A 26443-nucleotide genomic window follows, 5' to 3' on the forward strand; every position below is an offset into this window, starting at 1 on the left:
CCTGTCGTACGGGGCCGGTCAGTCGAGAAGGGTGACCGTGCCGGCCGTGCCGTCCACACGGATCCGCCGGCCGGACTTGATGCGGGTGGACGCCGAGCCGGTCCCGGTGACGGCTGGTAGCGAGTACTCACGGCAGACGATGGCGGCGTGGGACATGACTCCCCCGATGTCGGTGACGGTCGCGCGGACCTTCACGAAGGCCGGCGCCCAGCTCGGCGCCGTGACCGGCGCGACCAGGATGTCCCCCTCCTGGAGGAGATCCAGCTCGTCGGGGCTGCGGATCACCCGGGCCGTGCCCTCGGCGACGCCCGGCGAGGCGGCCATGCCGGTCAGGTCGCCCAGGTCGCCGGGGGCTGCCAGCCACGACCGGACCCGCTCGCTGGTGATGCCCCACATCATGACGCTGAACGGCTCGGTGATGGCTCGCGGCGGCTCGTTCAGCGCCGGTTCGGGGTGCTGCCGGGCGAGCGCGGCCACGATCTGGCGTCGCCGTTCCACCTCCGCCGGCCAGAGGCCGGGGCCGGCCGGCCCGACGCCGATCGCCCAGCTGGACGCGTGGTCGAACAGCGCGGTCCGGACTTCGTCACGCGTGAGGTAGAACATGTCGTTGGCCTCAGGCCAGAACCCCGCCCGGTGCAGCAGGGCGGACAGCTCCCTGGCCTTGCGCCAGAAGACGCCCATCGTCCAGTGCTCGATGTAGAAGTTGTGGTTCTCCACATACGGGTAGACCTGGCGGGCGAGGCCCAGTTTCGCCTCGAAGTCGGCACGTTCCGGGGAGTCGAGCAGCGCCGCGTACTCGCCGGTGATCCGCTCACGCTCGGCGGCAAGTTCGGCGAGGCGCCGGTCGATGGCCTCGCCCCGCCGCAGGCGCAGGATGTAGTCGCGGACATACCCCAGGGGAAGCGAGGGAGTGTCCCTCCAGTACCGGTCGTCCGCGTAGAGACCGTTGCCCGAGGTGAAGTTGAACCAGGGATCGCGGGCGGCGTTCCAGGCGTCCAGCCAGTCACGGCCCCGCGGCTCGCGGCTCAGGGCGGTCAGGGTGTGCTCCCCGGGGTCGGGCACGGTCAGTGCCCTGTCGACGCCCAGTTCGACAGCGAGCCTTGCCAGTTTCCTGAGCTCGTCGTCCGGGCGGAACAGCTCCATCTCCACGCCCGTGACCATCGCCGCGACGCCCTGATCCGGGATGTCCGGGAACCGTTGCTTACAGAACTGGAAGAAATCCAGATAGGCCGCGTAGCCGAGGTTCAGGAACTCGAAGTGGTACTGGCAGGCGCGGTGGCACAGGGCGAGGAGCCGGTCGTACCCGCCGAGCAGGGCATCGGCGGCGCCCAGGCCGGTCCCCGCTTCGATGTCCTCGTACGGCTGGACCTCCGGCAGTTCGCTGAAGCTGATCGACTCCAGTTCACGGATGGTGCCGAGGACCTTGCCCTTCCAGTTCTCCAGCAGCCTGTCCCAGTTCGCGTAGTAGTACCCGGCGCGTTCCAGGAACTGCGGCACGCGGTCAGGGATGCGGCTTTCCGGCGCGGCCACCGGGCTCAGGTAGACGTAGCCCTGGTGGATGCGAAACATGACGCCGTACGCGGGCGGTACGGCGAAGTGCCGGGTGTTGAACTGGCCCAGGCCCTTGAACGCGAGCTCGGTGACGACCGTCTCGAACGGCTTGACCACGGTGGGCCAGTGCTGGCTGTCGCGGAACCAGAAGCGTTCCTCCTCGGCCGAGCGCCGCCAGGGCTGGAAGAGCATGTAGTACGGGTACAGCCGTTCCCACCCCTCCGCGGCCGCGGGGGCGGTCATCTCGTAGGGGCTCGGGAAGGCTGTGCGCGAGACCGTCATCTTGACGTGCTCCTTACAGGGCTCGCAGACGGGCGATGCCGACTCGGCGTGGACGAGTCTTTCGACGGCGGCCGAGCCGAGGCGGCATATCGGCTACCTCCCAGGGCGAAGGAGGGTGTCGAGGATGCTCGAGACGCCCGCGCCGTGGCTGGCCCGGGCAGGTGTCCTCGGCCGACGGCTCCAGACCGTCTCGGGCCGCGTCTGGAGCAGTCTCACGGTGGCGCCCGTATCTATGGAGCCGTTCGGGTGCTTGTCGACGGCCCACTCGATGTCCTGCGGGCAGCCGTATTGCCGCTCGGCGGTCTTGGCCAGGCGGGCGATCTCCACGACCTCCCCCTGAGCCAGGCAGGGGACCTGCTGACGGCCCTCCTCGACTACCCGCCGTGCGAGCCCGTGCCCGTCGGGGGCGGGAACCAGTTCCTGGTGCTTCGGCGACACCGTCGTCCGCACCGTGCTGAGCAGCACCTTGTCCACCAGGTAGGCGTCCGGGGTCACCTCGCCGGACACCATGAGCTGCCCCAGTCCCCAGATCGCCTCCACCCGTATTTTCGAAGGGTCGCCGTCAGCCGGGTTGACGGTCACGGCGGCGCCGGAGGTACGGGCATCGACCATCTGCTGCACCCCGACCGCCATGCGCAGCCCCCGCTGCGGCAGCCCCCGGGCCACGCGGTAGATGATCGCGCGGTCGGTCCACAGGCTCGCCCAGCAGCGCCGAACGGCGTCGAGCACGGCGTCGGCACCCCGGATCCACAGGAACGTGTCGTACTGACCGGCGCAGCTCGCCTCGGTCAGGTCCTCCACTTCGGCGCTCGACCGGACGGCCACCGCGACATCCGGGCAGCCGACGGCCCGGCAAAGATCCTCGTACGCCGCCGTCACCGCCGACGCGACCGGTGAGGGCACGGGCTGGTCAATCACCATGCGGCGGATCTCGGCGCCGCGCGCCGCCACAGCACCCGGAGCGGCGACGAGCCCGGCAAGGGCGGCGTCGACGGCCCGGCGCAACCCGCCGCGGTCGAGCAGCGCCTCGAAGGCATCCATGGCCACCACGAACCCGGGCGGCACCGGAGCACCAGCCCGGGCCATCACGATGAGCGCGGCGCACTTGCCGCCGAGCCTGCTCGTCCCGGCCTCGGCAGAGCTGTCGAACGCGAGGGTGTACGGAGAGTTCACGGGCCTCTCACTCCACTGCCACGGACTTCACCGCATGGCCGCCAGGCCATTCCGGCCATGCCTCGTTCCACGAAGACACAGCCCCCTGAAGGTCAGCCTATGACGCCCAGTGCCCTCCCACACCTGGCGACCGCGCGGGTCATGGCGCCCGCCGTATGCGGCGGGTGCCGCGGGGCGGCCGGCGTCGGAACTGCGGGCGGCGCTGCGACGTAAGGTCGCGGAGGGCGCCCACACCCTGTCCTCTCCACTGAGGGACCTGTTCGCCGCCATCTTCTTCGTCTTCTTCGGCCTGAACCCCGACCCCGCCAGCATCCCCCCGGTCCTGCTCCCGGCGCTCGCCCTCGTCGCCGTCACCACCACGATGTGCCATGTGGTGCCGCTGCAGCCCAAACCGGATGGCAGCCCCGACAGGCTTCGCTGCGGCCTCAGGCCGCGTCCCACAGGCCGGCGTCCAGGACAGGGCTTGGGCGGCGCAGAAGGCCCATGCCGTAGGCGCAGGTCAGCATGCCGGACACCGTCCGGCCTGATGCTGACCGTTTGCCCTGGTGGCGGGCGACGCCGACGAGGTCGGTCTCGGCCTTGCTGACCTGGAGGCGGCAATCAGGGCTCTGACCTGCGGAAACACCCAAACGCTAGATCTCGGACTTGAATAGAGTACGAAGCATTCAGAACTCCCAGAATTCGGCTCTCTGCCTGCTTGCTGCAGGTCAAAGGCGTTAATTCACTCTACAGCGGCCTGTTTTCCGGTCGGCTTCCGGGCTATCGTTCCGGCCTGACACTGACTGATTGCTGAGTTTCCTGACGCCATGCCAGGCAGATGCGGAGGCGTAGGTGCCGCCGACGCCACTACGCGGCATCACAGCACTCACAGCTGAAGCCGACTCCATGCGGGCGCGGCGGCGCATCGTACTCATCGCATCGCGCGACCCGGGACACCGTCCCTTCGGCCTGAGCCATCAGTGCCGCCTGATCGAAGACATACGCTTCCGGGTCCGCACCGGCATCCCGTGGCGGGAGATGCCGCAAGTACGGGCTGTGGGGCCGAGGCCACGACCTGTTGCGCCGCCAGCAGCGCAACGGCACCTGGCAGCGAATCCTCACCGAACTGCAGCCCCGGGCCGTGGCAAAGACCTGATCACCTGGGACCTCAACGTCGACTCCACTATCGTCCGGCGGCCGGGACGGCGACCACAGCCTTCGGCCAGCCGAAGGGGCGCACGATCGCGCAGGCGAGCACCAGTACGAGCAGCGCTGCGGACAGCGTCTCCGCGAGCGGCGTGTTCAGGATCGGGTCCTTCCGCGCGGCGGCGGACGGGCCGCCGGTGAATCACGACGAACGAGTACCCCGCTGAAGTAAGACGTCCCTCGTCTGAGGGCCGCCCTCATGGGTGAGGGCTACGCCCGGAAGGTGACGGCCGTGCCGTGCTCGGCGGCCAGGGTGTCGGCGGCCTTCCTCTGTCGGCGCTCGTCTTCGGGTCCAGGTGCGGGAAAAGCGTGCGGTGAGGGTCTCGACGACATGGTCCAGGGAGTGCCCAACGGCAGGCTGCGGACGCGCCGGCCGACAAGACTCTGCCCTGCCATTCCACCACGTGACCGCCCCAGGGCTGCTCCCTGCCCAGCTCATCGGCTCCTGTACCGTCATCCGAAATCGAGAGCCGTGACCCGTGCGGCGCAGGGCGAGGAGCGGCCACATGCCGGGTACGTCGGCCGACGCGAGGCAGCAGCATCCCGGTGCCCGGGGGAACTTGGGAGGGCTCCTGCCCTAGACTTGAAAGGTTCTTCAATTCACTAGTTGCCATATCGGCTAGGTTCGAGGGGAGGTGGTCCTTGGTGGGCGGGTTCACCGAGGCCGTACGAGAGCGGGTACGCAAGGCGCGTTCCGCACTGTCGGAGGCTGTGAAGGCAGAGGACGCCTACGAGGTGGCCGTGGCGCAGGACGAGCTGGACGACGCGCTGCGCGTGGCGCGACGGCACGGCATCGATGTCGGCATGGACGTGGCGGCGGACGAGGGGTGATCGGGATGCCGATGCCGCTGTACGAGGCGAAGGCCGAGTTCTTCCGGATGCTCGGCCATCCGGTGCGCATCCGGGTGTTGGAGCTGCTGCAGGACGGGCCGAAGCCGGTGCGCGACCTGCTGGCGGCGATCGAGGTGGAGCCGTCGAACCTGTCGCAGCAGCTGGCGGTGCTGCGCCGGTCCGGGATCGTCACCGCCACCCGCACCGGGTCGACGGTGGTCTACGAGCTGGCCGGCGGCGATGTCGCGGAGCTGCTGGCCGCGGCCCGGCGGATCCTGTCCGTGCTGTTGGCCGGGCGTCAGGACCTGCTCGACGAACTGGGCCGAACGGAGCCTGCACGGTGACGGGCGGTACCCGCAGGTTCCGGATGCCGTGGCACCGCCGCCAGCCCGCAGCGGCCGTCCAGCATGTACGGCCACAGGGGCGGCGGCATGTGGCCTCGGTGCGGGTGGGACCCGATGCGGTGCGGGAGGCCCGCGAGCGTGTGGCCGGGCACTTCACCGAGGCCGGCATCGCCCCCGAGTCGGCCTTCGCGGACGCGGTGCTGCTGGTAGTCAGCGAGCTGGTCACCAACGTGCTGCGGCACGCCCCGCACTCGCCGGTGACTGACGTGGGGATAACGGTCGTCGGCGACCAGCTGGTCGTCAGCGTCGCGGACACCGAGTCGCGCCTGCCGGACCTCACACTCGAAGGCATGGGCGCTGGGCTGCGGATGGTGGCCGAACTGGCCGCCGACTACGACGGGGAGCTGAGCGCCGAGCCGGCCGTCGACCACGAGGGCAAAGTCGTCCTCGTCCGGTTCGAGATCCCCTTGTAGGCACGCGCGGCAGGACGGAAGAAGTGAATCGACACGGTGAGCGACGCCGGTGACCGGCCGGGCGAGCCGCGTGACGGACCCGCAGGCCCTCTCCCACTACCACGCCGAGCTCACCACATGGATCAACACGGAGATGGAGCATGTAGTCCTCATCCGGGCCGAGCTGGTGACCGGCTACCGACTCGAGCGCTGAGACTGCCGGGCCGGCCGGGTCACAGGTCGTTTCCGGCGTAGGAGAGGTTGAAGCTCTTGTTGGTCAGCGGAAAGTCCGGGACGATCGTGTCCGCCAACGCCACTGGCAGTGCGGGCCAGTTGAAGAACGACGGGTCGACCGGCTTCACCCGGGCCAGCGTGCCGTCCGGGGCGAGCTCGACGCGAGTGGCGATGGTGCCGCGCCAGCCCTCCACCAGGCCCACGCCCGTACGGGGACCGGTGCCGGGTGCGGGTGAGGGCGCGAGTACGGCCGCAGGGGCGCTGAGCCCTGCGGCGAACTGTCCGATCAGGGCCACAGACGTGTCGATCTCCTCGGCACGGACCAGGAAGCGTGCCAGGACGTCGCCGCTGTCATGGACGGGTACGTCGAGCTGGGTGCCGTACAACGTGAACGGGTGCGCGACACGGGCGTCGTCAGCGAGTCCGCTGGCGCGGGCTGCGTAGCCGAGACAGCCGATCTCCCGGGCTGCATCGGTCGTCAGGACGGCGGTGCCGGTGAAGCGGTCGTGGACGGTGGAGTGGCCGAGCGCGAGGTCGGTGATCCCCCTGATGTCCTCGCCGATCGCCTTCAGCCGGGCCGGGTCGGGCAGCGCGCGCAGGGTCACACCGCCCGGGACGACACCGCCGCGCAACAGCCGGTGTCCGGTGACTTCCTTGTTGAGGCGCAGGAGTTGCTCGCGGACACGCTGGGCGTGGGCGTTGAGGATGCCGTGGCCGACATCGTTGCAGAGCATGCCGAGGTCCGCGACGTGGTTGTGGATCCGTTCCAGCTCCAGGAGAAGGGCGCGTGCCCGCCCAGCCTCTTCAGGCACCTCGGTGCCGGTGGCCTCCTCGACGGCCAGACAATACGCCAGCGCGTGACCGACGGCCGTGTCACCGCTGATGCGCTCGGCCAGCGGGAGTCCGGCGGCCGTCGAGCGGCCCTGGAAGAGTTTCTCGATGCCCTTGTGGACGAACCACAGGCGGGCCTTGAGCTTGAGGATGGTCTCACCGACGACGGAGAAGCGGAAGTGGCCGGGCTCGATCAGCCCGGCGTGCACCGGGCCGACCGGGATCTCGTACACGCCCTCGCCCTCCACTTCCAGGAAGGGGTACGGGCCCTCTTGCTCGCTGAAGGGCGGCGGGGGCCCGGCGTCGGGGCGCATCGGGTACCAGCCGCGGGGCCAGTGGAAGTGGCGCACCAGACGGCGGGGCAGGGGGTGGTCGAGGGGGACGACGCCGTGCAGGTCGCGCATCTCGCGCTCGAACCGGCCGGCGGGGAAGGAGAGATGGGCCAGGCTGGGCACCTCGGGGCGGTGGGCGTCGAGGCGGACGTGGAGTTCGGTGCGGGTGTCGGGCGGCCCGGCGACGAAGAGGTACACCACCCGGACGGCGTCCGGGTCGTGGTGGGCGGCGACCAGGGCGAGGCGGTGCCCGCCGCGCAGCAACACCTCTGCCCGCTCAGCCAGTTCGGCGACATGGACGTCGTGGACGGTGCGCATCGGTCACGGCCTTTCCAGGACGGCGGCGGCCTGGGACAGCAGGTCGCCGAGCGGGCCCGTCGCCACACCCAGCACGGCACAGGCGATCAGCCCCAGTACCAGGGGCCACAGCGCGGCGGGCGCCTCGGACTCGGCGGGCGCCGCGCCGAGCAGCATCCGCGCGGTCCGCACGGCGAGCGCCGCGAAGGCGGCCAGGACCAGCAGGAGGGCCGCTGCCATGGCCCGCCCCAGGCCACCTCCGGCGGCGAATCCGGCGCGGGCGATGCCGAGTTCGGAGGCGAAGAGGCTGAACGGCGGGAAACCGAGCAGTGCCACCACGGCCAGCCCGAACACACCGCCCAGCCAGGGCACTTGGGCGATCAGCCCGCGCACCCGCCCGATCCGGCTGGTGCCCCGCAGGTGCAGGATCCGGCCGGAGGCACAGAAGGCGACCGACTTGGCCAGCCCGTGGCCGGCGATGTGCAGCAGGGCGGCGGACAGGGCAAGCGGGCTGCCGACCGCCGCGGCCAGGGCGATCAGGCTCATGTGCTCCATGGAGGAATAAGCGAGCATCCGCTTGTAGTCGCGCTGGGCAAGCAGCAGCCCGGCGGCGAGCGCGAGGGTGAGCAGGGCGATTCCGGCCAGCAGGACTTGGGTGAAACCGGCCCCGAGGGCCGCGTCCGCGATGACCCGGTAGCGCAGGATCGCGGCGAAGGCGACGGACAGGAGCACCCCGGACATCAGCGCGGAGACCGGCGCCGGGGCCTGGCTGTGGGCGTCCGGCAGCCAGGCGTGCAGCGGGATCAGGCCGGCCTTGGCGCCGAAACCGAGCACGACGAGCGTGATGCCGAGCCGGGTGACCGCCGGGTCGAGCCGGTCGGCGCGGGCGACGAGGGTGGGCCAGTCCAGCGCCCATGCCTCGGCGATGCCGGCCTGCCGGGCCGCGTAGTAGATCAGGACGGTGCCCAGGAAGGCGAGGGCGATCCCCGCCGAGCAGATCACCACGTACTTCCACGCGGCCTCCACGGACATGCGGGTGTGGCGGTGGCCGACGAGGAACGCGGTCACGATGGTGGTCGCCTCGATCGCGACCCACAGCACGCCGAGGTTCGCGGTGAGCACCGCCAGGGACATGCAGGCGAGGAAGGCGTGGACGAGGGACTGATAGCTCCCCCAAGCTCTCGACTTCTCCCCCACTCTCCACTTCGCTCGGGCGGGAGGACCCCCATGAGCAGGGGGGACCCCCGTCACAGCACGTCCGGCGGCCCGCTCTCCCGCCAGGTAGGCGGGGGTGGACGCGCAGGCGATCAGCGCGACCGCGCCGATGACCAGCAGCATCCACGCGGTCAGCGCGTCGGCACGCAGCAGCCCGGAGTACGCCGCTCGCGGCCCGTCGTCGAGGACACCGGCCGCCAGCAGGCTTCCGCACAGCAGGATCACGGCGGGCGAGACGAGCCCGGCCCAGGCCGCCGGATACCTGGGGGGTGCCTCGGGTTCGGACGCCTCCGCCACCAGGACGGAGCCCGGTGGACGCGCCGCGTGCACTTCGGCGGGGGCGGGCTTGCGGGTGCGCAGTTCTGTCAGGGCGTACGCCCCGGCAATGGCCAGCGGCACAGCGGCGGGCGCGGTGAGCAGCAGCGCGGAAGCAGTAGGGCTCATCAGTCGTGCAGCTCCCGCAGGTCGTCGATGTCGGTGGTGCCGAACGCCTCCCGCATGCGGGTGGTGAGGACCTGCAGCACCAGTACCGCGAGGAGCACGTCGAAGGAGACGCCGAGTTCGACGATCAGTGGCACTCCGGACGTGGCCAGGAACGCGGTCGCGGTGATGCCGTTGTCCAGCAGCAGGAAGCCGACGACCTGGGCCAGCGCGCGGCGCCGGGTCACCAGGACGAAGAAGCCGATCAGGACGACGGCGAGGCCGACCGGCAGGGCGCGGGTGGCCGGGGTCGGGTCGAGCTCCACCAGTGGACGGGCGACCACGTAGGCGAGCAGGCTGAGCGCGGCGGCGGTCAGCAGGGAGGCGGCGACGTTCACCAGCGGCTGGGTCTCCCGCACCTCCTCGCTGTATGCCCGGCCGGCGGCGAGCGCGGCCAGGGCCCGGCGGATCAGATACGGCAGGACTCCGGCCCGCAGTACGCCGATGCCGAGGCCGACGGCGGCCAGGTCCCAGCGCTCCTCGTGCGCGCCGAGGAGTACCACGATGGCGGCCAGGGCCATGCCCTGCAGGGCGAAGACCCGGACGATCGCGGCGAGTTCACGCCGCCACAACACGATCACCGCCGCGAGCAGGAAGGCCCCGCAGGCCAGATCGAGGAGCTGGGTGTACAGGTCGTCGCTCATGACTCTCCGCCCAGGAAGTACGAGACGGTCACCGCGAGGAGCGCCAGGAGGAAGGAGCCCGCGAGCAGCTCAGGCACGCGGAACAGTCGCACCTTGGCCCAGAAAACCTCGGCCGCCGCCAGCATCGCGCCCAGCAGGCAGACCTTCACCGCGAACAGCACCAGGGCCACGACCAGCGCCGTCCAGGAGGCGCTGGTGGCGATGCCCCACGGCGCGAACAGGGAGGACAGCAGGCCGAGCAGCAGGGTGAGCCGCATCTGGGCGCCGAGTTCGACCAGCGCCAGATCCGGGCCCGCGTACTCCAGCACCATCGCCTCGTGGATCATCGTGAGTTCGAGGTGGGTGGAGGGGTTGTCCACCGGGATCCGGCCAGTCTCCGCCAGCACCGCCACGGCGAGCGCGGCCGTGGCCAGCAGGCCCGCCGGGGAGGCCAGCCGACTCGGATCGTGGACGGCGCCGGAGACGATGGCCGGGATGTTGGTCGTCCCGACCGGTATCGACAGGGCGAACACCGACAGCAGGATGGTCGGCTCCACCAGCGCGGCCACCGTCATCTCCCGGGAGGCCCCCATCCCGCCGAACGCCGTGCCGGTGTCCAGCCCGGCCAGCGCGAGGGCCAGCGTGCCCAGCGCGATCAGCGCCACCACCACGATCAGGTCCGCATGACCGCTGACCGGTGTGTCCGTCGACAGCAGGGGTACGAGCCCGGCGGCCACCACGGTGGTGGCGACCAGCAGCGCGGGCGCGGCCCGAAACGCCGAACCGGTGCCCACTGGAGTGATCGGCTCCTTGCGCAGCAACTTGCGTGCGTCGCGCCAGGGTTGCAGCACTCCAGCCCCGGCCCGGCCCTCCAGACGGGCTCGTACCTGCCGCATCCACCCGGTCAGCAGCGGCGCTCCCGCCACCACCACGACGACCTGGCCGGCGACGGCCGCGTATCCGATTCCGTTCATCACCAGCCCACCGCCAGGACCAACAGCAGGACGACCAGGCCGACAAAGCCGTAGCCGAGATAGAGATGGACGCTGCCGCCCGCCAGTCGGCGCGCCGCGCGTCCGGCACGGACGAGGGCGGTCAGCACCGGTTCGTACAGCCGGTGCTCGATCCGGTCGGGCACCGCGCGGGAGAAGCGCACCCGCTCCACCAGGTAGGCCGACTCCCGCACCGGCGTCACGTTCACGTCCTGCTCCGGCGCGAGGACATCGTCGAAGACCCGTTGCAGCGGCTCGGCGAACGACGTCGCCGTGTAGGCCATGCGCGGGGTCGGAGCACCTCCCCCGCAGTCCCACAGCCGCGTGTTCCGGCGCCGGCGTCGGTGGCCGTAGAGCCCGGGCAGCGCGGTGGCCAGGACGAGCACACCGGTCAGGGCCGCGGTGATCCACAGCGGCGAGAGCGACGCCGAGCCTCACCTTCAGCCCGCCGCCCCAAACCGCCCCGCTGCCCGGCAGTCCGACCGCGCCCACGGCCCGGTCCAGGCCGTCGCCCAGCAGTCCGGGCACGAGCGCCAGGGCCGCGCACAAGGTCGCGAGCAGTCCCATCCCGGCGAGCATGAGCGGCGGCGCCTCCTTGGCCGCGGCGGCCCGGTCGCTGCGCGGCCGGGCGAAGAAGCCCACGCCGAGCGCCTTGACGAACACCGCCGCCGCGAGCCCCGCCGACAGCGCGATCAGCGCCACGGCGACGGGCAGGACGACAGCCGGTGCCACACCCGGTACCTGAAGGCCGTGGATCAGGGACTGCAGCAGCAGCCACTCGCTGATGAAGCCGTTGCCCGGCGGCAGCGCCACCGCGCCCAGTGCGGCGACGGCGAACAGGCCCGCCGTGAACGGCATCCGGGAGCGCAGCCCGCCCAGCAGGTCCAGGTCGCGTTCCCCCGTGGCCCGCAGCACCGAGCCCGCCGCGCAGAACAACAGCGCCTTGAACGCCGAGTGGTTGACCACGTGCAACAGCGCCGCCACGAGCGCCAACGCGGCAAGCGCCTCGTCCCCGTACGCCGCGAACAGGCCCGACGCGCCGACACCGATCAGGACCAGGCCCATGTTCTCCGATGTCGAGTAGGCCAGCAGCCGCTTCAGGTCGGAGGCCATCGCGGCCTGCAGGATGCCGTACACCGCGGACAGCCCGCCGAGCGCGAGCACCATCAGCCACCACCAGGCCGGTCCCCCGCCCAGCAGGTCGAAGCCGACCCGCACCAGACCGTAGACACCGAGGTTGACCATGGCCGCGCTCATCAGCGCCGAGACAGGGCTGGGCGCCTCGGGATGCGCGCGCGGCAGCCAGGCGTGCAGCGGCACGGCGCCCGCCTTCGACGTGAACCCGGCCGCCACCAGAACGAAGACGAGACCGCGCACCGTCGGCGACATGCCCGCCGCACCCGCCCGCAGAGCCGTGAAGGACTCTCCGCCCGCCTGTCCGGCGAACAGCGCCAGCCCTGTCAGCAGGAGTACGAGTCCCAGGTGCGTCATCACCGCGTACCACACGCCGGCCTGCCGCACGGAGGCCCTCCCCCAAGCTCTCGGCTTCTCCCCCAAGTTCTCGGCTCCGCTCGAACAGGGGGGATCCCCATGAGCAGGGAGGTGCCCCCCTCGGTGCTCAGCCAGCACCAGCAACAGCGAGGCGAGCGCCATCAGCTCCCACAGCGCCAGGAACGTGGACACCGAGGCGGCCACCGGAACCAGGATCAGCGTGAGCGCGAACAGCGGCAGCAGCGCCTGGGCCGTACGGGAGCCGAGTCCGTGCGGGCCGTGCCCGCCCGCATAGCCAATGCCGTACACCGCGACCGCGGCCACGACGACCCCCGCTACCGCCAGGAACAGACCCGCCAGCGCATCCACCGCCAGATACGCCCCGGCCAGCGGCAGCAGGCCGGGATACACGGCTGTCCACCTGCTTCCGCCCAGTGCAGCCACACCCGCCGTGCCACCCGCGACCCCCACACCCGCCGTCAGCACTCCAACGACCGGGATACGGGCCCTGTTCTTCAGTCCGAGACCGGCGAGCGCGCCCGCGCCGCCCAGTGTGGTGGCCGTCGCGAGGGCGGCCGAGATCACGCTCACCGCCCGGTCACTCTCCTGAGTGCCGCCACGATCGCTTCCGGCTCCGGCGGGCATCCGGGCACGGCCAGGTCCACCGGTACGACGTCGGAGACGGCACCCTCGACCCCGTACCCGCCCGCGAACTCCCCACAGTTGATCGCACAGTCCCCCACCGCCACCACCAGCCGCGGCTCGGCCATCGCGGCCACCGTGCGCCGTAGCGGCTCCGCCATGTTCCGCGTCACCGGCCCGGTCACCAGCGCCACGTCCGCGTGCCGGGGCGAGGCCACCAGCCGAGCCCCGTACCGCTCAGCGTCGTACACCGGGTTGAAGGCCGCCGCGATCTCGATCTCGCAGCCGTTGCAGGAGCCCGCGTCCACACACCGCACCTGCACCGACCCGCCGAACTCCCGTGCCTGCGGAGGGGCCTCGCCCTCCGGGCGTGGCGGCGCGGGCTCGGCCACCCTCCCGGTGGTGCGGATCTTGCGCAACAGGCCCATGAACCCTCCTTGACACGGTGAAGACGTGTCCGCAGGTGATCAAAACGGTGTTCTGCGGCTGGAGTTACGACTCTTTGCTTGTGTTTTACTTACTTCTGCGAGGCTTTGTCGGTTAAGGAATAGCCGAGTCCCTTCGGAACCGGCCCCACGGGTGAAGGCGACCGCCTCCCGCACCAAAGAGCGCTGTCCAACTCTCGGAAGGCGGCCGCCGATCGATGGCCGTCGCTACGACGGCGGCTTCCCCTCCCTCTGCGCGGCTTGCAGGTCTGCCAACAGCTCGGCCTGCCCCGCCAGCACACCGGAGAGGATGGTGCGGGCAACCCGGAGGAGTTCCGCGACGTGCGGACTGGTCAGCGAGTAGTACACGGTCGAGCCCTCCTTGCGGGTCGCCACCAGGTTCGCCCGCCGCAGCACCGCCAACTGCTGGGACAGGTGCGCGGGCTCGATGCCCACCTCGGGCAGCATCTCGGCAACCGCGTGCTCGCGCTCGCTCAGCAGCTCCAGGACGCGGATGCGGGCCGGATGGCCCAGCGTCTTGAAGAACTCGGCCTTCAGTTGGTACAGCGGCGTACTCATCGCGCCGCCCCCTCCCCGACACCACAGCACGGCCTCACCGGCCGGACGTCGGCACATCGCGTCCACCGCCACCCACTCGTGAAGAACATGCAGCCCATCCTCGCGTGCGGCATCGGCAGGACCGAGCCCGCGCCGAGAAGTTGGGCCGCCGAACCCAGGGTGACAACCTCAGGAATTGCTAAGATTAGCAATTCCATACGTGGTGCGAGGGAGGCTTGCATGAGAATCACCCCGCTCCGCGGCCTGGGCGTCACCTGGTTCAAGTGCCCGGCCTGCCACCTGAAGTGCCGCCCCACGGCCGTCGGCCCGGACGGCGTCTGCCCGAGCTGCGGCAACGACCGCATGCTGAAGCTGTCCTTCGGGGGGCGTCCCGGCCAGCCGGCTCAGGACGCCGACCGCGGCTGACCGGTGGTGCCACCGACCCGGTGAGAGTGCCGGTTCAGACCTTCTTGACCACGCTGGACTTCAGCTGCATGGCGCCGAACCCATCGATCTTGCAGTCGATGTCATGGCCGTCCACGCCGTCGACGAGGCGGATGTTGCGTACCTTGGTGCCCGCCTTGATCCCGGTCGGGCTGCCCTTGACCTTCAGCGTCTTGACCACCGTCACGGTGTCGCCGTCGGCGAGCACATTGCCGACCGCATCCCTGATCACCTTGTCCCCGACCGCGCCGGCCGACGAGTCGGATGGCGACCACTCATGGCCGCATTCCGGACACACGAGAAGCGCACCCATCTCGTACGTGTACGCGCCGGAGCATTCAGGGCAAGGGGGAAGAACTTCACTCATGGAACCAGTGTCTTTCACTCAGTAAGCCGACATGTATGTCATGCGGGCGGGTGTCAGGCGGGCCAGCCGTTCGTGCGCCACTCCTGCTGCCCCTCCTCCAGGACCGACGGTCCTCGGCCGTGGGCGGCGAGGGCGGCAGCCAAGTCACAGTGGACGGGGATGTCCGGGCAGTCGCCGTCCGGGACGAGCGAGCCGTCGGCGGGGATGGCGGCCAGCTCCAGACTCCGCCCGGAATCGGCGAGGCGGCGTGCGGCCTCGGTGATGGCCAGCTGGCCTTCGGCGGACCAGCTGCGCAGCTCGGTCAGGTCGAGGACGACCGGCCCGGTACCACGGGCAAGCGCCCAGCCGACCGCGCCGCTGAAGCGGCGGACCGCGTCCGGGCCCAGGTATCCGGCGACGGAGAGGATGCCGAGGTCCTGCTCGATCGTGTAGCGCCAGTCGATGGTCATGAAAGTGAACTTCCTTGTGTGGGTTGTCCGTTGGCGGTCTGCTCTCACATCAGAGAGGGAGGGTGATCCAGATGCTCTTGCCCTTGCCGTCGGCATCGGCCCGGACGACGGCGGTGCCGCCCAGCCCGAGGGTGAGCTCCATGACGGTGCCGAGACCTCCTGCTCCCGTTCCGGTGATAGGCGCGTACAGCGATGGCTGGTAGGGGTGACGGTCATGCACGGCGAAGGCCAGGCAGTCCGCGCCGGCCGCATAGATCACCGTGACCTGCGGAGAGAGCACGGCGGCGTGACGGACGCTGTTGGTGACCAGTTCGCTGAGGATCAACAGGGCCGGATCCACCGTGGGGTGGCGCAGACCTATCCCCCACTCGATCAGGGCCCGTTCGGCGGTCTGGCGGGCGACGCGGACCGCCGCCGGCTCGCTCGGCAGGGTGAGCACGTGCCGGTGGGGCAGCGCTTCCAGCCGTGTGGACATCAACCCTCTGCCCCACGGGCGAGGCGGAAGCCGGTGACCGCCTGGGGGTGGATGCGCAGGATCGTGTCGTGCGGCCCGTGCGTCCAGCCGGCGAGGGTGCGCCGGTAGTGCGCGGCTTCGTCGGGGTGGTTGATCACTTCGGCAGGCCCGGCCGCGGTCACCGTCCAGCCGGTGCCGGTCGCCGCGCGGACCTCGTCCACGTGGTACGTCGCCGTCGCCGGCACCACGGTCGCCTGCACCGGGGTGCGCACGATGAGCCGGCCGTACTCCCACACATGCCGGGCGGGCCGTACGACGGTCGCCTCACGCTGCACGAACACCAGCCGCCCCAGCGCCACCCCCTCCAGCAGCCACAGCGCCTCAGCCCCGGAGACCTCGATCATGCGCAGGGTGGTGGGAGGCGTGGTCATCGGGCGGGTTCCTCGCTGACGTCTGTCGTCTTCGGGTTCATCTTCTGCGCGGGGACGGCGGGCAGGACGCCGGCCATCTCCAGGTGGTCGCGGGCGCCCTGGATCGCCTCAGGGGTGGTGGCGTACTCCCGGCCGTCCAGGCGGAGGAGGTCGAGTGCGCCCACCGAGTCAAGAACCTGGCGCTGGCCGGGGCGTATCCCGGAGGTCATGACGACGATGCCGCGCCGGTTCAGCTTCTCCACCGCGTCCTTGAGGACGAGGGCGCCGGTGGCGTCCATGGTCGACACCCGGGACATGCGCAGGATGACCACGCGAACGTCGGCGACCTCGGTCAGCTCCAGCAGGAAGCGGTGGGCGGCGGCGAAGAACAGCGGGCCGTCGATACGGTACGCGACGATGTGCTCGGCGAGCAGTGCGTGCTCCTTGGCACTGTGGTCGCCGTGGTCGAGGGGTACCTGGTCGAAGCGGGCCTGCTTGGCCACGGCACGCAGGGCAAGGGCGCCCGCCACGATCAGACCGATGATCACCGCGTACACGAGGTCGAGGGCGAGGGTCGCAACCGCAGTGAGGGCAAGGATCAGCGCATCGGAACGGGTGGCCTTGGCCATGGCCTTCAGTGAGCCGACCTCGACCATGCGGATCGCGGTGGCCAGCAGGACTCCTGCGAGGGCGGCCAGCGGGATCTTCGACACCAGGGGCGCGGCCGCGAAGACGATCACGGCGAGGACCGCGGCATGAGTGAGGGCGGCCAAGCGGGAGCTTGCGCCCGTGCGGACGTTGACTGCAGTGCGGGCGATCGCTCCGGTGGCCGGGACGCCGCCGAACAGCGGGGCAGCGATGTTGGCCAGGCCCTGCCCGAACAGCTCCCGATCCGGGTCGTGCTTCTGGCCCACCGTCATGCCGTCGGCCACCGACGCCGACAGGAGTGACTCCAGCGCGGCGAGCGCCGCGACCGCCACGGCCGGGGCGAGCAGGGTACCCAGCGCGCCAAGGTCGAGGAAGGACAGCGAGGGGGCGGGCAGCCCGGACGGCAGGGCGCCGATCGGCTTCGCCGCGTCCAGACCGGCGGCCTGCGCCACGATCGTGGCCGCGATGACCGCGAGGATCGAGAACGGGATGGTCGGCCGCCAACGGGCCCCGACCAGCATGACCGCGGCCACGGCGACCGCGAAGGCGACGGCGGTCCAGTTCGGCGCCTTGGCGAACTCCTCGATCGCTCGCCAGGTGACGACGAGCACGCGGTCACCCTCGGGCTTGGGCACGCCGAGCGCGTTCGGGATCTGTTGGAGGCCGATGACACAGGCGATGCCGAGGGTGAAGCCCTCGACGACCGGGGCGGGTACGTATTGCATGTACTTCCCGGCCCGCAGCGCGGCCAGCGCGACGAGCATGAGACCGGCCATGAGCCCGACGGTCAGCACGCCGGTCGGCCCGTACTGGCCGACGATCGGGACAAGCACCACTGTCATGGCGCCGGTCGGCCCGGACACCTGAAGATTCGAACCGCCGAATACAGCAGCCAGTGCGCCCGCGACGACGGCCGTCGCCAGGCCCGCCTCGGCGCCGAGGCCGGAGGAGACGCCGAAGCCGAGCGCGAGGGGCAGTGCGACGATCGCGACGGTCAGGCCGGCCAGCAGGTCCCGCCGGGGGTCGCGCCGCATCTCCGCGAGGTCGCTGCGCCCGGGCAGGAGGGAGGCGATCCGGGCCCAGGCCCGGCCGAGGGTGGTGCTCATCGCGCGGCGACCTCGGCTTCCCGCAGCTCCGCGAGCAGTTCTTTCTGCCCGGCAAGCATCTCGGTGAGGATCCGGCGCGCGGCCTTCATCAGGTCCGCGACGTCCCCGCCCGCGAGTTCGTAGACGACCGCCTGGCCCTCGCGCGTCGAGGCGACGATCCCCGAGCGGCGCAGCACCGCCAGCTGCTGCGACAGGCCGGACGGCTCCACCTCGATCGCGGCGAGCAGCTCCCGTACGGGCTTGGGCCCGTCCTGCAACAGCTCCAGCACCCGTATCCGTACGGGATGCCCCAGCATCCGGAAGAACTCGGCCTTGGCCTGGTACAGCGGAACGGACACGACCCCTCGGCTTCCCCTACGAAGACCCCACCCTCGCGGGGCGGACACGGCAAATGTCAGACACGAATGTGCTGCGCCCGCGGCTACCAGGTCAGGACAGACGGGCACAGCTTCTACAGCATGTAACTAATTGCAAAATTTCGCAATTCTGATATCCGTTTTGCGGCGATTCACGCGCATGTGCGTAGTCGGCCTACTGGGTCGTGGTCACGGCCGGCAAGTCAGCCGGTGGCGGGGCAGACGGCAGCTCGGGCCTCGCCATTCCGCAAGCCGCAGCCCACCATCATGACGATCTCCAGCGCAAGGAGCTCGTCAGCGACCCCCAGCACCTTCTTCACGTAGGCAAGGGACGGGATGACCACCCTCTCGCGGACGTATTCCGGCTCCTGGACCCCCTTCACGGGGTCGTCTGCCATGGCGCCCTTGCCATAGACGCCCCGCAGGATCGCCGTCAGGGTGCGGAATATGTTCACCTGGTTGCCCCGGCCCACCCCGTCGGCCTCCAACTCGCCCAGGAATCGCTCGACCACGATCGGCATGACCGAGTGCCACTTCCGCGAGCCAAGGCGGGGAACAATGCGCACGTTGATGGAACTGTCCACATGCCAGCCCGTTGAGTACTCCGTCATCCTGCGCTGCCTGGGGCACCACTGCTCCGCGTATTCCGCGACCGTCTGCTGACCGAGTTCCCGGCGGACCTCAGCAACGGACGGGGCCGTCTTCTTTTTCTCCGCGTAGATCTGCGTCAGGCTCCTTGAAGAAGGACCCCACCCCCACGGGCGAGCTGTCGAGCCACGCATCAAGCCTTCCGAGCAGGGCGCCGGGCGGCGCAGCAAGCCCTGCCGCAGGTGCAGGTGCAGGTCAGCAAGCCGGACACCGTTCGGCCCGATGCTGACCTTTTGCTGACCCGGAGGCGGCGATCAAGGCTCTGACCTGCGGAAATAACCAAAGGCTAGATCTTGGACTTGAACATGGTACGAAGCACGGAGAAACTCCCGATTTGTCTGCTCCCTGCCCGCTTTTTGCAGGTCAAGGGCGGTCTTCGGAGCGTACAACGATTCGCAAGTTCGGTCAGCTGTTCCCCTGCTGTTTCAGGACTCACACTGACCCATTGCTGACACCTGACGAAACATCAGGCACTTTGGTCAGGTCATCGACTGAGCGCGGCGGGACGCCGTAAACGCACGCCTCCATCACCACGGCAAGCAGCGCCTGGTCGATGCGTTGGCGGCGTTCCAGCTGTACTCGGCCGGAAGGTTGGTGACACGCCTGCCGCCGGCTGTTGATCTTGGGGGCTCCGGGCGTAGTGGAGTTTGACGTCTCCACTCACCTCGGAGGCCCTGATGGCCCGCGCCCATGCCCGGCTGACCTTTCACGGCAGATGCCTGCTGGTACGTCGCGTCGTCCTCGACCGGCGTCCGGTCACGCACGTCGCCAAGGAACTGGGAGGCGGCCCCGTCGAAGTAGAGAATGCCCCGCAGCGCATCGAGCCCGTTGGCGAGCGGCATCACCCGGTGCACGTCCTGGAAGAACGTCGGCAGCATCGGCGCGGGCACGGCGCCGCCGCTGGTCGGGACGCTCATCACGATGAACAGCCCCATGGCCACGGCCAGGAAGAACCGCCGGACGAACGGGGCGAGCCCCGAGGCAGCTGTCGCCACCGCCGTGGTAAGCAGGAAGGCGACCGCCACGGCCGCGGGCTTGTCCGTCCAGTTGCCGACTCGGCCCTTCGGGTATCGACAGAGGTGAAACCCCCGTCGGTGGCCGAGGAACGTGTCAGTCGTCGGCGAGTGCCTCGTGGACGGAGGAGACTGCGCCGGCGCCATCGCCGACGGCGGTGGCCACTCTCTTCGTCGAGCCCGCCCGGAGGTCGCCGACTGCGAAGACCCGGGGTGCGCTTGTCTGGAACGGCAGGGCCGTACCGAACGGTTGGGCAGGCAGGCGGCTGTCTGTGAGGACGAAGCCGTTGTGGTCCTTGGCCACGCCGTCCAGCCAGCCCGACACCGGGTCGGCGCCGATGAAGCAGAACAGCGCGCGGCAAGCCAGCCGGTCCCGCCGCCCGTCGGACCTCTCGGCAACGATCGACGCGAGGGTGTCGTCGCCGCCCAGTTCGCGGATCGTGCTGCTGGTGTGGACCTGGATCCGCGCATGCGCTCGGATCCGGTCGGTCAGGTAGGACGACATCCGGGCTCCGAGATCGGCGCCGCGGACGATCAGATCCACCGTCGCACCACCGGCGGCGAGGGACAGGGCCGCTTGCCCGGCCGAGTTGGCACCGCCGACGACCGTCACCGGCTGGTCTTCATAGCCTCGGACGTCCAGCTCGGTCGCGGCGTACCGGACGCAACCGGACCTCTCGAAAGTCGTCCATTGCGGCAGGTCGAGGTGCCGGTAGTGCGCCCCGGTCGCGGCAATCACCGCGCGGCACTGAATGCGTGCGCCGTCCGCCAGCAGGACGGCCGGCCGTCGCTCCTCGGAGAGGTCCAGGCCGGCCACCGCGCAGGGCGAGTGGATCCGTACACCGAACTTGAGTGCCTGGACCATCGCCAGACGGGTCAGGCTCTCGCCGCTGACTCCGTGCGGGAAGCCCAGATAGTTCTCGATGCGGGCGCTCTTGGCGGCCTGGCCGCCGAGCCCGGCTCGGTCCAGCAGTACGGTGGCGAGACCCTCGGACGCCGCGTACACGGCGGCGGCCAGACCCGCCGGGCCGGCGCCCACCACGACGAGATCGACCGGACGCCCGTCGGCTCGATAGGTGAGACCGAGCACCTCGGCAACAGCTCTGGGCGTCGCGCGCCTCAGCAGCGAACCGTTGACCATCGCGGCCGGCAGGTCGTCCTCGCCGAGCCCCGCCCGTCTCATCAGCAAGCGTCCGGGGTGCGAGGCCGCGTCGAGCCAGGAATTCGGCAGGAGCATCTGCGTGACATAGGTGCGCAGTTCCAGCGTCTCCGCGGCGTACGACCGGCCGACGAGCTCCAGGGCGTTGCCTGCCGCCCCGCGGATCACCTCGCGCCGTTCCCTGAACGCCTCGATCAGTGTGTCGGCGATGTCGACCTGCTCGGCGAGGGCCCGGCGCAACATCGCCGCCCGGATCCGGACGACTGTCCCGGCGATCACCACCCGGGCGGTCAGGTAGACGTGCTGACCGGTCAGCAGGTTGAGCTCGCCGAGGAAGTCTCCGGGGCCGCCCCGGTAGATCACACGCTCCGGCTCGATCGCCGTCGCGTCCCGGACGATCTCCACGGTCGCCGACCGGAGCAGGAAGAAGTCGTAGGTGTCGTCGCCGGACGTGTACAGGTCCCGGCCGGGTTCGGCGTGCTCCACCTCACCGTACTCGGCGAGCCGGCGGAACTGCTCGTCGTCCAGGACCGGCCCGCGCGGTGCCGCACCGTCGTTCACGTGATTCCTCCGTCACACCGGACCAGAAGGGTCTCTTGCTGGAGTGCTGGTCGAGTCGAGCTGTTCAGGTGCGAACCGGAACGGGCGCCGGCTTCACCCGGGCGACGGTCGTGACGTACAGGAGCAGACCCGCGGTGGTGAGGACGAAGCCGGCCCACACGGTGGACAAGGTCCCCCAGCCTGCGTCGAGGGCGACCGCGCCGCCGATCGCGCCGAGACAGTTGGCCAGGTTGAGGGCGGCCAGGTTGAGCGTTCCCATCAAGGTCGGGGCGTCCGGTGCGAAACCGGTCAAACGGACCTGGATGGTGGGGATGGCGAACATCATGGTCGCGCCGACGCCGAACAGGCAGGGCAGCAGAATCACCAGGTTGCCGCCTGCCACACCGATCAGCACCAGGAACGCCAGAGCACCGCCGTAGCCCAAGATCAGACCGCGGTTCTCGTGCCGGTCGGCGACACGTCCGCCGACGTGGTTGCCGACCGCCATGCCGAGGCCGAAGACGGCGAGCGCGATCGGGATGAGCGAGGCGTCCCGCAGCGCCGCGTCGGTGACGAACGGGCCGATGAACGTGTAGACGGCGAAGATGCTGGAGATACCGAACGCCGCGACGGTGACCATCAGCCAGACGCCCCGCCGCCGGAGGGCGCCCAGTTCGCCCGTGAGGGAGCTGCCGCGCAGGTCTTCGGTGCGCGGCAGCCAGGCCAGCAGGGCGGCTCCGGCGAGCAGGCCGACGGCGACCACGGTGCCGTACATGACGCGCCAGCCGGCGTGCTGGCCGATGAAGGTGCCGAGCGGCGACCCGGCGATGGTGGCGACGGTGAGTCCTCCCATCACGGTGGCGAACGCCTTGCCGCCCTTGCCCGGCCCGTACACGTACGCGGCGACGACGGCTCCGGCGCCGAAGAACGCTCCCTGCACGCTGCCCGTGACGAACCGGAATGCGACGAACAGCACGATGTCCGGCGCCAGGGCGGAGAGTCCGTTGCCGACCAGGAACAGTCCGATCAGGCCGAGCAGCAGAGTGCGCCGGTTGACGCGGGCGGCGAGCAGGGTGATCGCCGGAGAGCCGATCATCACGCCGAAGGCATACGCGGTGATCGCGTAGGTCGCGACCGGAACGGACACATCCAGATCGGACGCGAACAGCTGGATGATGCCGTTGCTGCCGAACTCGCCGGCGCCGATCGCGAAGGTACCCAACGCCAGTGCGAACAACGTCAGTTTGGGATGCCTGATGGGCGACTTCGCGGAGGTGTGCCGCTTCTCCTCGGCGGTGCACTGGCTGTCGTATGCGCGCTGATGCATCGTCTCGCCTCGTCTCGTCTCGTCCTGGGCAGGAGGGTCAGTCGGACGGTGTACGGGCCGGTGCGGGACGGAGATCGGGCGTGGGGGGCGGGTCGTCGCCCTCCCGGAGGCCGTGGCGGGCGTAGAAGCGCCGCAGGGGCGCCGGCGCCCACCAGTTCGCGTTGCCGAGCAGGCGCATCGTGGCCGGTACCAGCAGCGCCCGGACGATCGTCGCGTCCACCAGGACGGCGATGAGCATCGCCACCCCGATCAGCTTGATGAACGTGATTCCGGAGATGGAGAACAGCCCGATCACGACCAGGATGAGCAGCGCCGCGCTGGTGATGACCCGGCCGCTGCGCTGCAGCCCGACCGCGACCGCCGCGGTGTTGTCGCCGGTCCGGTCGTACTCTTCGCGGATCCGGGACATCAGGAAGACCTCGTAGTCCATAGACAGCCCGAACACGACCGCGAGGACCAGGATCGGCTGGGTCGCCTCCAGCGTCCCGGTGGAGGTGAAGTCCAACAGGCCGGACAGATGGCCGTCCTGGAAGATCAGGACCAGTGCGCCGAACGAGGCGCCGAGCGACAGGATGTTCATCACGATCGCCTTGATCGGCAGCACGACGGAGCCGAAGGCGAGGAACAGCAGGACGAAGCCGGCGCCGCCGATGATCAGCGCCATCCAGGGCAGCAGATCGCCCACGGCGTCGAGTTGGTCGGCCAGCTGCGCGGTCTGGCCACCCACCAGCGCCTCACCGCCCGGTGGTGCCGGTACGGCCCGGATCCGGCTCACGAGATCCCGCGCCCGGGGCGATATGGGGTCGCCCTGGTACATGATCGTGACCCGGGCGACGTCGCCGGACCGACCCGTGACCTCGGCTCCGGACACCCCGTCGACAGTCTGGACGGCGTCGACGTAGCGCTCCAGACCGGCCCGGTCCGACGAGGTCACGATCGCCTCGATGGGCACCTGACCGTTCCGGACGAAGTCCCGGTCGACGGTTTCCGAGACCACACGGCTCTCGGTACCCGGCGGCAGCACCCTCGGGTCGATACCGCCGAACTCGACGCGCAGGAACGGCGCGGCGGCCAGCAACATGACCGTGAGCACCCCGGCCGCATAGATGACCGGGCGGCGCATGATGCTGTGCGCGAGGCGGTACCAGAACCCGTGCGCGACCTCGTCCTGCGGGAGAGCCGGCGGCGGGCGGCGCAGCAGCCGTTGTACCGAAAGTGCCTCGACCCGGGGGCCGAGCACGGCGAGCAGAGCGGGCAGCACGGTCAGTGCCGCGACCATCGCCACCAAGACCGCGGACAGACCGCCGAGGCCCATCGAGCGGAGGAAGGTCATCGGGAAGATCAGCAGTCCGGCCAACGAGACGGCGACGGTGACGCCGGAGACCGCGACCGTACGACCGGCGGTGGCCATCGTGCGGGCGACGGCGTCCTCGACACCGAGCCCGCGGGCGATCTCCTCCCGGAACCGCCCGACCATGAACAGGCCGTAGTCGATCGCCAGGCCCAGCCCCAGAATCGTCACCACGTTGACCGAGAAGACCGAGACGTCGGTCAGGTAGGTCATCCCGCGCAGCGCGGTGAACGCTCCGAGGATGGCCAGAGCGCCGATCGCGAGCGGCAGGCTCGCCGCGGCCACACTGCCGAAGACGACGACCAGGAGCACGAGCAGCACCGGTATGGAGATCGTCTCGGCGAAGGCGATGTCCGCCGCGACCCGCTCGCGGATGTCGCGGTCGACCGTGGTGGCGCCGCCGACCTGGGTCCGCAGGCCGGGCGCGGCCAGTTCGTCCTCGATCTCGTCCAGCGCTTCGCCGCGCCGCGCCTCATCGTCGCCGGCCAGGGTCAGCACCGCGTAGGTGGCGTGCCGGTCGTGGCTGACCAGGGCCGGGCTGCCGGCGCTCCAATAGGTGACGGTCCGGGTCACCACGTCGTGGGGAAGCGCCCGGAGCGTCTGCGTGACGGCTCGCCGGAACGCCGGGGCGTCGACTGTCGTGCTGGGGCTGGTGTACAGGACCACCGCGTCGTTGCCGGTCCGGCCCAGCGTCGCCTCGGCACGTGCGGCCGCGCGCGAGCTCTGGCCGGCCGGGTCGTCGAACCCTCCGGTGGTCAGCGAGCCGAAGACCCGCGTACCCCAGATGCCGCCGAACGCCAGGAAGGCCGCGGCCAGGCCGATCACCCACCACCGTCGGCCGACCATCGTCCGCCCCCACCTCTCGAACATCGCCGTCCCCTCCTGGCTTCGTCGGCTCGGTGGTGTCAGCGCGTGGCGCGCTTGATGAGGGCGGCCGTCGCCGCGGGCCGCGCGATCATCGCGACGTGCGAGGTGTCGGCCTCGAAGGTGTGCGCGCCGGCCCGGCGCGCCATGAACCGCTGGGCCGCCGGGGGCAGCACCTGGTCGTCGCGGCCCACGAGGTACCAGGACGGAACGGTCTTCCAGGCCGGGGCGCCGGACGGCTCCCCGAGGGTGCGCACGTCCGCCGGCCGCTGGCCGGCCCACATCAGCTCGGTGGTCGCCTTCGGCAGGTCCCCGGCGAACACGTCGTGGAAGAGCTCCTTCTTGATGTAGCCGTCGACGAGACCCTCACCGTAGGGACGGAAGTCCAGCGCCTCCTCGCTGAGCCTGCTTCCCGGGTACTTCGTCTGCAGGCCCAGCAGCGTCTCCCCCTGATCGGGCACGAACGCGGCCACGTAGACCAGCGCCTTCACGTTCGCGTTGCCGGTCGCGGCGTTCGTGACGACGATCCCGCCGTAGGAGTGCGCGACGAGGACGAGCGGGCCGCTGAGGGTCGCGAGGATGCCGGCGAGATAGGCGGAGTCGGAGGCCACGCCGCGCAGCGGGTTGGGCGGTGCGATGACCGGATAGCCGTCGCGGATGAGCCGGGAGGCGACCCCGTTCCAGCCGGAGGCGTCGGCGAACGCGCCGTGCACGAGTACCACGGTGGGCTTCTGGCCGCTGCCGCTTCCGGTGTGTGCCTGCGCGGCGGGCGCGTCGAGCGCGGCGCCCACCACGACCGCGGCGGATCCGGCCAACAGCCCCCGGCGAGTTGTCGTCATCGATGTATAACCCTTCGGTATCCGGTGTTCTCAGTGGTGACCGCGGGTCAGCGTAGAACCGGTTACTTGACGAGCACTGAACAGAAATCCGGGCGCCCGCCGGGGGCCGGTTCACCATCGGTTCCGTTGTTGTCAAGCACGTCGAAAAGCCGGAATAGGCGTCGGTGAAATGCCCGCCGACGAAATTGAGTGACACGCACTGAGCTGTTTCAGAGGCCGGTAAGCCACGTGAACATGCCCTGCTCGGGCTCGATCAGCCAGGATCTGCCGGTAGGCCGGATGGCCGGCAGCCTCGCGCCGACGGCGTCGGCGGGGACGGCTCAGGCAGCGCCGGCAGGGTCTTGCGGGTGATCCGGGCCTGGGCAGGTCGTGGGGGAGGCAGTCCCACTGGCAGCGGTACGGGACCGGTAGAGCAGGGCGTTGAGGATCTCCCGCATCTCGTAGGCGTCCTGGTGGCCGGTGACAGGGGATGCTGAGCCTTCCAGGAGGCGATGACGGGCTCGATCAGGGGCCACCGCTCGTCGGACAAG

26 protein-coding genes and 2 pseudogenes are annotated in these 26443 nt (G+C 70.4%); 6 read left to right on the forward strand and 22 right to left on the reverse strand.

Translation table 11 applies throughout. The features are described from left to right. Window positions 1-18 precede the first annotated feature (18 nt). Window positions 19-1833, reverse strand: coding sequence for a PEP-utilizing enzyme (locus Q2K21_RS19900; RefSeq protein ID WP_310772778.1), 1815 nt, complete (start codon window positions 1831-1833; stop codon window positions 19-21). Between the two features lie 93 nt (window positions 1834-1926). Then, window positions 1927-3006, reverse strand: coding sequence for a PEP/pyruvate-binding domain-containing protein (locus Q2K21_RS19905; RefSeq protein ID WP_310772780.1), 1080 nt, complete (start codon window positions 3004-3006; stop codon window positions 1927-1929). Between the two features lie 199 nt (window positions 3007-3205). Between Q2K21_RS19905 and Q2K21_RS19910 the strand changes: the two are divergent. Next, window positions 3206-3361 (forward strand): annotated as a pseudogene (locus Q2K21_RS19910) (cation:proton antiporter); the annotation flags it as partial. Between the two features lie 70 nt (window positions 3362-3431). Here the strand turns inward: Q2K21_RS19910 and Q2K21_RS19915 are convergent. Then, a complete protein-coding gene (locus tag Q2K21_RS19915; RefSeq protein ID WP_310781416.1) occupies window positions 3432-3635 on the reverse strand; it encodes a hypothetical protein in 204 nt (67 codons plus the stop codon). A 1201-nt stretch (window positions 3636-4836) separates the two neighbouring features. Between Q2K21_RS19915 and Q2K21_RS19920 the strand changes: the two genes are divergently transcribed. The 4 genes from Q2K21_RS19920 (at window position 4837) to Q2K21_RS19935 (ending at window position 6032) form a co-directional block, all read left to right on the forward strand. Beyond that, window positions 4837-5022, forward strand: coding sequence for a hypothetical protein (locus Q2K21_RS19920; RefSeq protein WP_310772782.1), 186 nt, complete (start codon window positions 4837-4839; stop codon window positions 5020-5022). Between the two features lie 5 nt (window positions 5023-5027). Continuing rightward, window positions 5028-5366 (forward strand): ArsR/SmtB family transcription factor, encoded by a 339-nt coding sequence (locus Q2K21_RS19925; RefSeq protein WP_310772784.1) that lies wholly within the window; start codon window positions 5028-5030, stop codon window positions 5364-5366. Further along, on the forward strand, window positions 5363-5839 hold the full coding sequence (locus Q2K21_RS19930) for an ATP-binding protein (RefSeq protein WP_310772786.1): 477 nt from the start codon (window positions 5363-5365) through the stop codon (window positions 5837-5839). The genes Q2K21_RS19925 and Q2K21_RS19930 overlap by 4 nt, the downstream gene beginning before the upstream one ends. Window positions 5840-5909: 70 nt before the next feature. After that, window positions 5910-6032, forward strand: a complete 123-nt coding sequence (locus Q2K21_RS19935) for a hypothetical protein (RefSeq protein ID WP_310772788.1) — start codon at window positions 5910-5912, stop codon at window positions 6030-6032. Window positions 6033-6051: 19 nt separating this feature from the next. Here Q2K21_RS19935 and Q2K21_RS19940 read toward each other — a convergent pair whose 3' ends face one another. From Q2K21_RS19940 to Q2K21_RS19965, 6 genes are all read right to left on the reverse strand, one after another. Beyond that, on the reverse strand, window positions 6052-7533 hold the full coding sequence (locus Q2K21_RS19940; RefSeq protein ID WP_310772790.1) for a hydrogenase large subunit: 1482 nt from the start codon (window positions 7531-7533) through the stop codon (window positions 6052-6054). Between the two features lie 3 nt (window positions 7534-7536). After that, a complete protein-coding gene (locus Q2K21_RS19945) occupies window positions 7537-9171 on the reverse strand; it encodes a proton-conducting transporter transmembrane domain-containing protein (RefSeq protein WP_310772792.1) in 1635 nt (544 codons plus the stop codon). Further along, complete coding sequence (locus Q2K21_RS19950) at window positions 9171-9851, reverse strand: hypothetical protein (RefSeq protein WP_310772793.1); 681 nt, start codon at window positions 9849-9851, stop codon at window positions 9171-9173. The genes Q2K21_RS19945 and Q2K21_RS19950 overlap by 1 nt, the downstream gene beginning before the upstream one ends. Next, window positions 9848-12904, reverse strand: coding sequence for a proton-conducting transporter transmembrane domain-containing protein (locus Q2K21_RS19955; RefSeq protein WP_310772795.1), 3057 nt, complete (start codon window positions 12902-12904; stop codon window positions 9848-9850). The genes Q2K21_RS19950 and Q2K21_RS19955 overlap by 4 nt, the downstream gene beginning before the upstream one ends. Continuing rightward, window positions 12901-13383 (reverse strand): NADH-quinone oxidoreductase subunit B family protein, encoded by a 483-nt coding sequence (locus tag Q2K21_RS19960; RefSeq protein ID WP_310772797.1) that lies wholly within the window; start codon window positions 13381-13383, stop codon window positions 12901-12903. The genes Q2K21_RS19955 and Q2K21_RS19960 overlap by 4 nt, the downstream gene beginning before the upstream one ends. Window positions 13384-13608: 225 nt before the next feature. After that, window positions 13609-13959 carry an ArsR/SmtB family transcription factor gene (locus Q2K21_RS19965; protein ID WP_310772799.1) on the reverse strand — a complete coding sequence of 117 codons (351 nt, stop codon included), beginning with the start codon at window positions 13957-13959 and terminating at the stop codon, window positions 13609-13611. 219 nt (window positions 13960-14178) lie between these two features. Between Q2K21_RS19965 and Q2K21_RS19970 the strand changes: the two genes are divergently transcribed. Continuing rightward, entirely contained in the window at window positions 14179-14364 is a 186-nt protein-coding gene (locus Q2K21_RS19970; RefSeq protein WP_310772801.1) for a hypothetical protein, read from the forward strand. 34 nt (window positions 14365-14398) lie between these two features. On the opposite strand, the gene Q2K21_RS19975 is transcribed toward Q2K21_RS19970, so the two are convergent. The 13 genes and pseudogenes from Q2K21_RS19975 to Q2K21_RS20030 all read right to left on the reverse strand — a co-directional run bounded on the left by Q2K21_RS19975 (window position 14399) and on the right by Q2K21_RS20030 (window position 25913). Continuing rightward, window positions 14399-14749, reverse strand: a complete 351-nt coding sequence (locus Q2K21_RS19975; protein ID WP_310772803.1) for a zinc ribbon domain-containing protein YjdM — start codon at window positions 14747-14749, stop codon at window positions 14399-14401. A 53-nt stretch (window positions 14750-14802) separates the two neighbouring features. Beyond that, window positions 14803-15198 carry an STAS domain-containing protein gene (locus Q2K21_RS19980; RefSeq protein WP_310772805.1) on the reverse strand — a complete coding sequence of 132 codons (396 nt, stop codon included), beginning with the start codon at window positions 15196-15198 and terminating at the stop codon, window positions 14803-14805. A 49-nt stretch (window positions 15199-15247) separates the two neighbouring features. Continuing rightward, a complete protein-coding gene (locus Q2K21_RS19985) occupies window positions 15248-15673 on the reverse strand; it encodes an ATP-binding protein (RefSeq protein WP_310772807.1) in 426 nt (141 codons plus the stop codon). Further along, complete coding sequence (locus tag Q2K21_RS19990; RefSeq protein WP_310772809.1) at window positions 15673-16083, reverse strand: pyridoxamine 5'-phosphate oxidase family protein; 411 nt, start codon at window positions 16081-16083, stop codon at window positions 15673-15675. The genes Q2K21_RS19985 and Q2K21_RS19990 overlap by 1 nt, the downstream gene beginning before the upstream one ends. Then, the gene (locus Q2K21_RS19995; protein WP_310772811.1) at window positions 16080-17816 is read right to left on the reverse strand and encodes a SulP family inorganic anion transporter; all 1737 of its coding nucleotides are present in this window, start codon (window positions 17814-17816) and stop codon (window positions 16080-16082) included. Before Q2K21_RS19995 ends, Q2K21_RS19990 begins: the two co-directional genes overlap by 4 nt. After that, window positions 17813-18154: an ArsR/SmtB family transcription factor gene (locus tag Q2K21_RS20000; RefSeq protein ID WP_310772813.1), complete on the reverse strand. Its 342-nt coding sequence runs from the start codon at window positions 18152-18154 to the stop codon at window positions 17813-17815. The genes Q2K21_RS19995 and Q2K21_RS20000 overlap by 4 nt, the downstream gene beginning before the upstream one ends. 221 nt (window positions 18155-18375) lie before the next feature. Next, on the reverse strand, window positions 18376-18783 hold the full coding sequence (locus Q2K21_RS20005) for a hypothetical protein (RefSeq protein ID WP_310772815.1): 408 nt from the start codon (window positions 18781-18783) through the stop codon (window positions 18376-18378). Window positions 18784-19255: 472 nt separating this feature from the next. Then, window positions 19256-19393, reverse strand: a pseudogene (locus Q2K21_RS36025) (IS256 family transposase); the annotation flags it as partial. Further along, window positions 19348-19845: a hypothetical protein gene (locus Q2K21_RS20010; protein WP_310781417.1), complete on the reverse strand. Its 498-nt coding sequence runs from the start codon at window positions 19843-19845 to the stop codon at window positions 19348-19350. The gene Q2K21_RS20010 and the pseudogene Q2K21_RS36025, both read right to left, overlap by 46 nt. Before the next feature lie 85 nt (window positions 19846-19930). Continuing rightward, window positions 19931-21553 carry an FAD-dependent oxidoreductase gene (locus tag Q2K21_RS20015; protein ID WP_310772817.1) on the reverse strand — a complete coding sequence of 541 codons (1623 nt, stop codon included), beginning with the start codon at window positions 21551-21553 and terminating at the stop codon, window positions 19931-19933. Window positions 21554-21617: 64 nt separating this feature from the next. Beyond that, window positions 21618-22859, reverse strand: coding sequence for an MFS transporter (locus Q2K21_RS20020; RefSeq protein ID WP_310772819.1), 1242 nt, complete (start codon window positions 22857-22859; stop codon window positions 21618-21620). Between the two features lie 37 nt (window positions 22860-22896). Beyond that, window positions 22897-25080, reverse strand: coding sequence for an MMPL family transporter (locus tag Q2K21_RS20025; protein ID WP_310772821.1), 2184 nt, complete (start codon window positions 25078-25080; stop codon window positions 22897-22899). Window positions 25081-25115: 35 nt separating this feature from the next. Next, window positions 25116-25913, reverse strand: a complete 798-nt coding sequence (locus tag Q2K21_RS20030) for an alpha/beta fold hydrolase (RefSeq protein WP_310772823.1) — start codon at window positions 25911-25913, stop codon at window positions 25116-25118. Between the last annotated feature and the right edge of the window lie 530 nt (window positions 25914-26443).

The organism is Streptomyces sp. CGMCC 4.7035, assembly GCF_031583065.1.
Taxonomy (GTDB): Bacteria; Actinomycetota; Actinomycetes; order Streptomycetales; family Streptomycetaceae; genus Streptomyces; species Streptomyces yaanensis.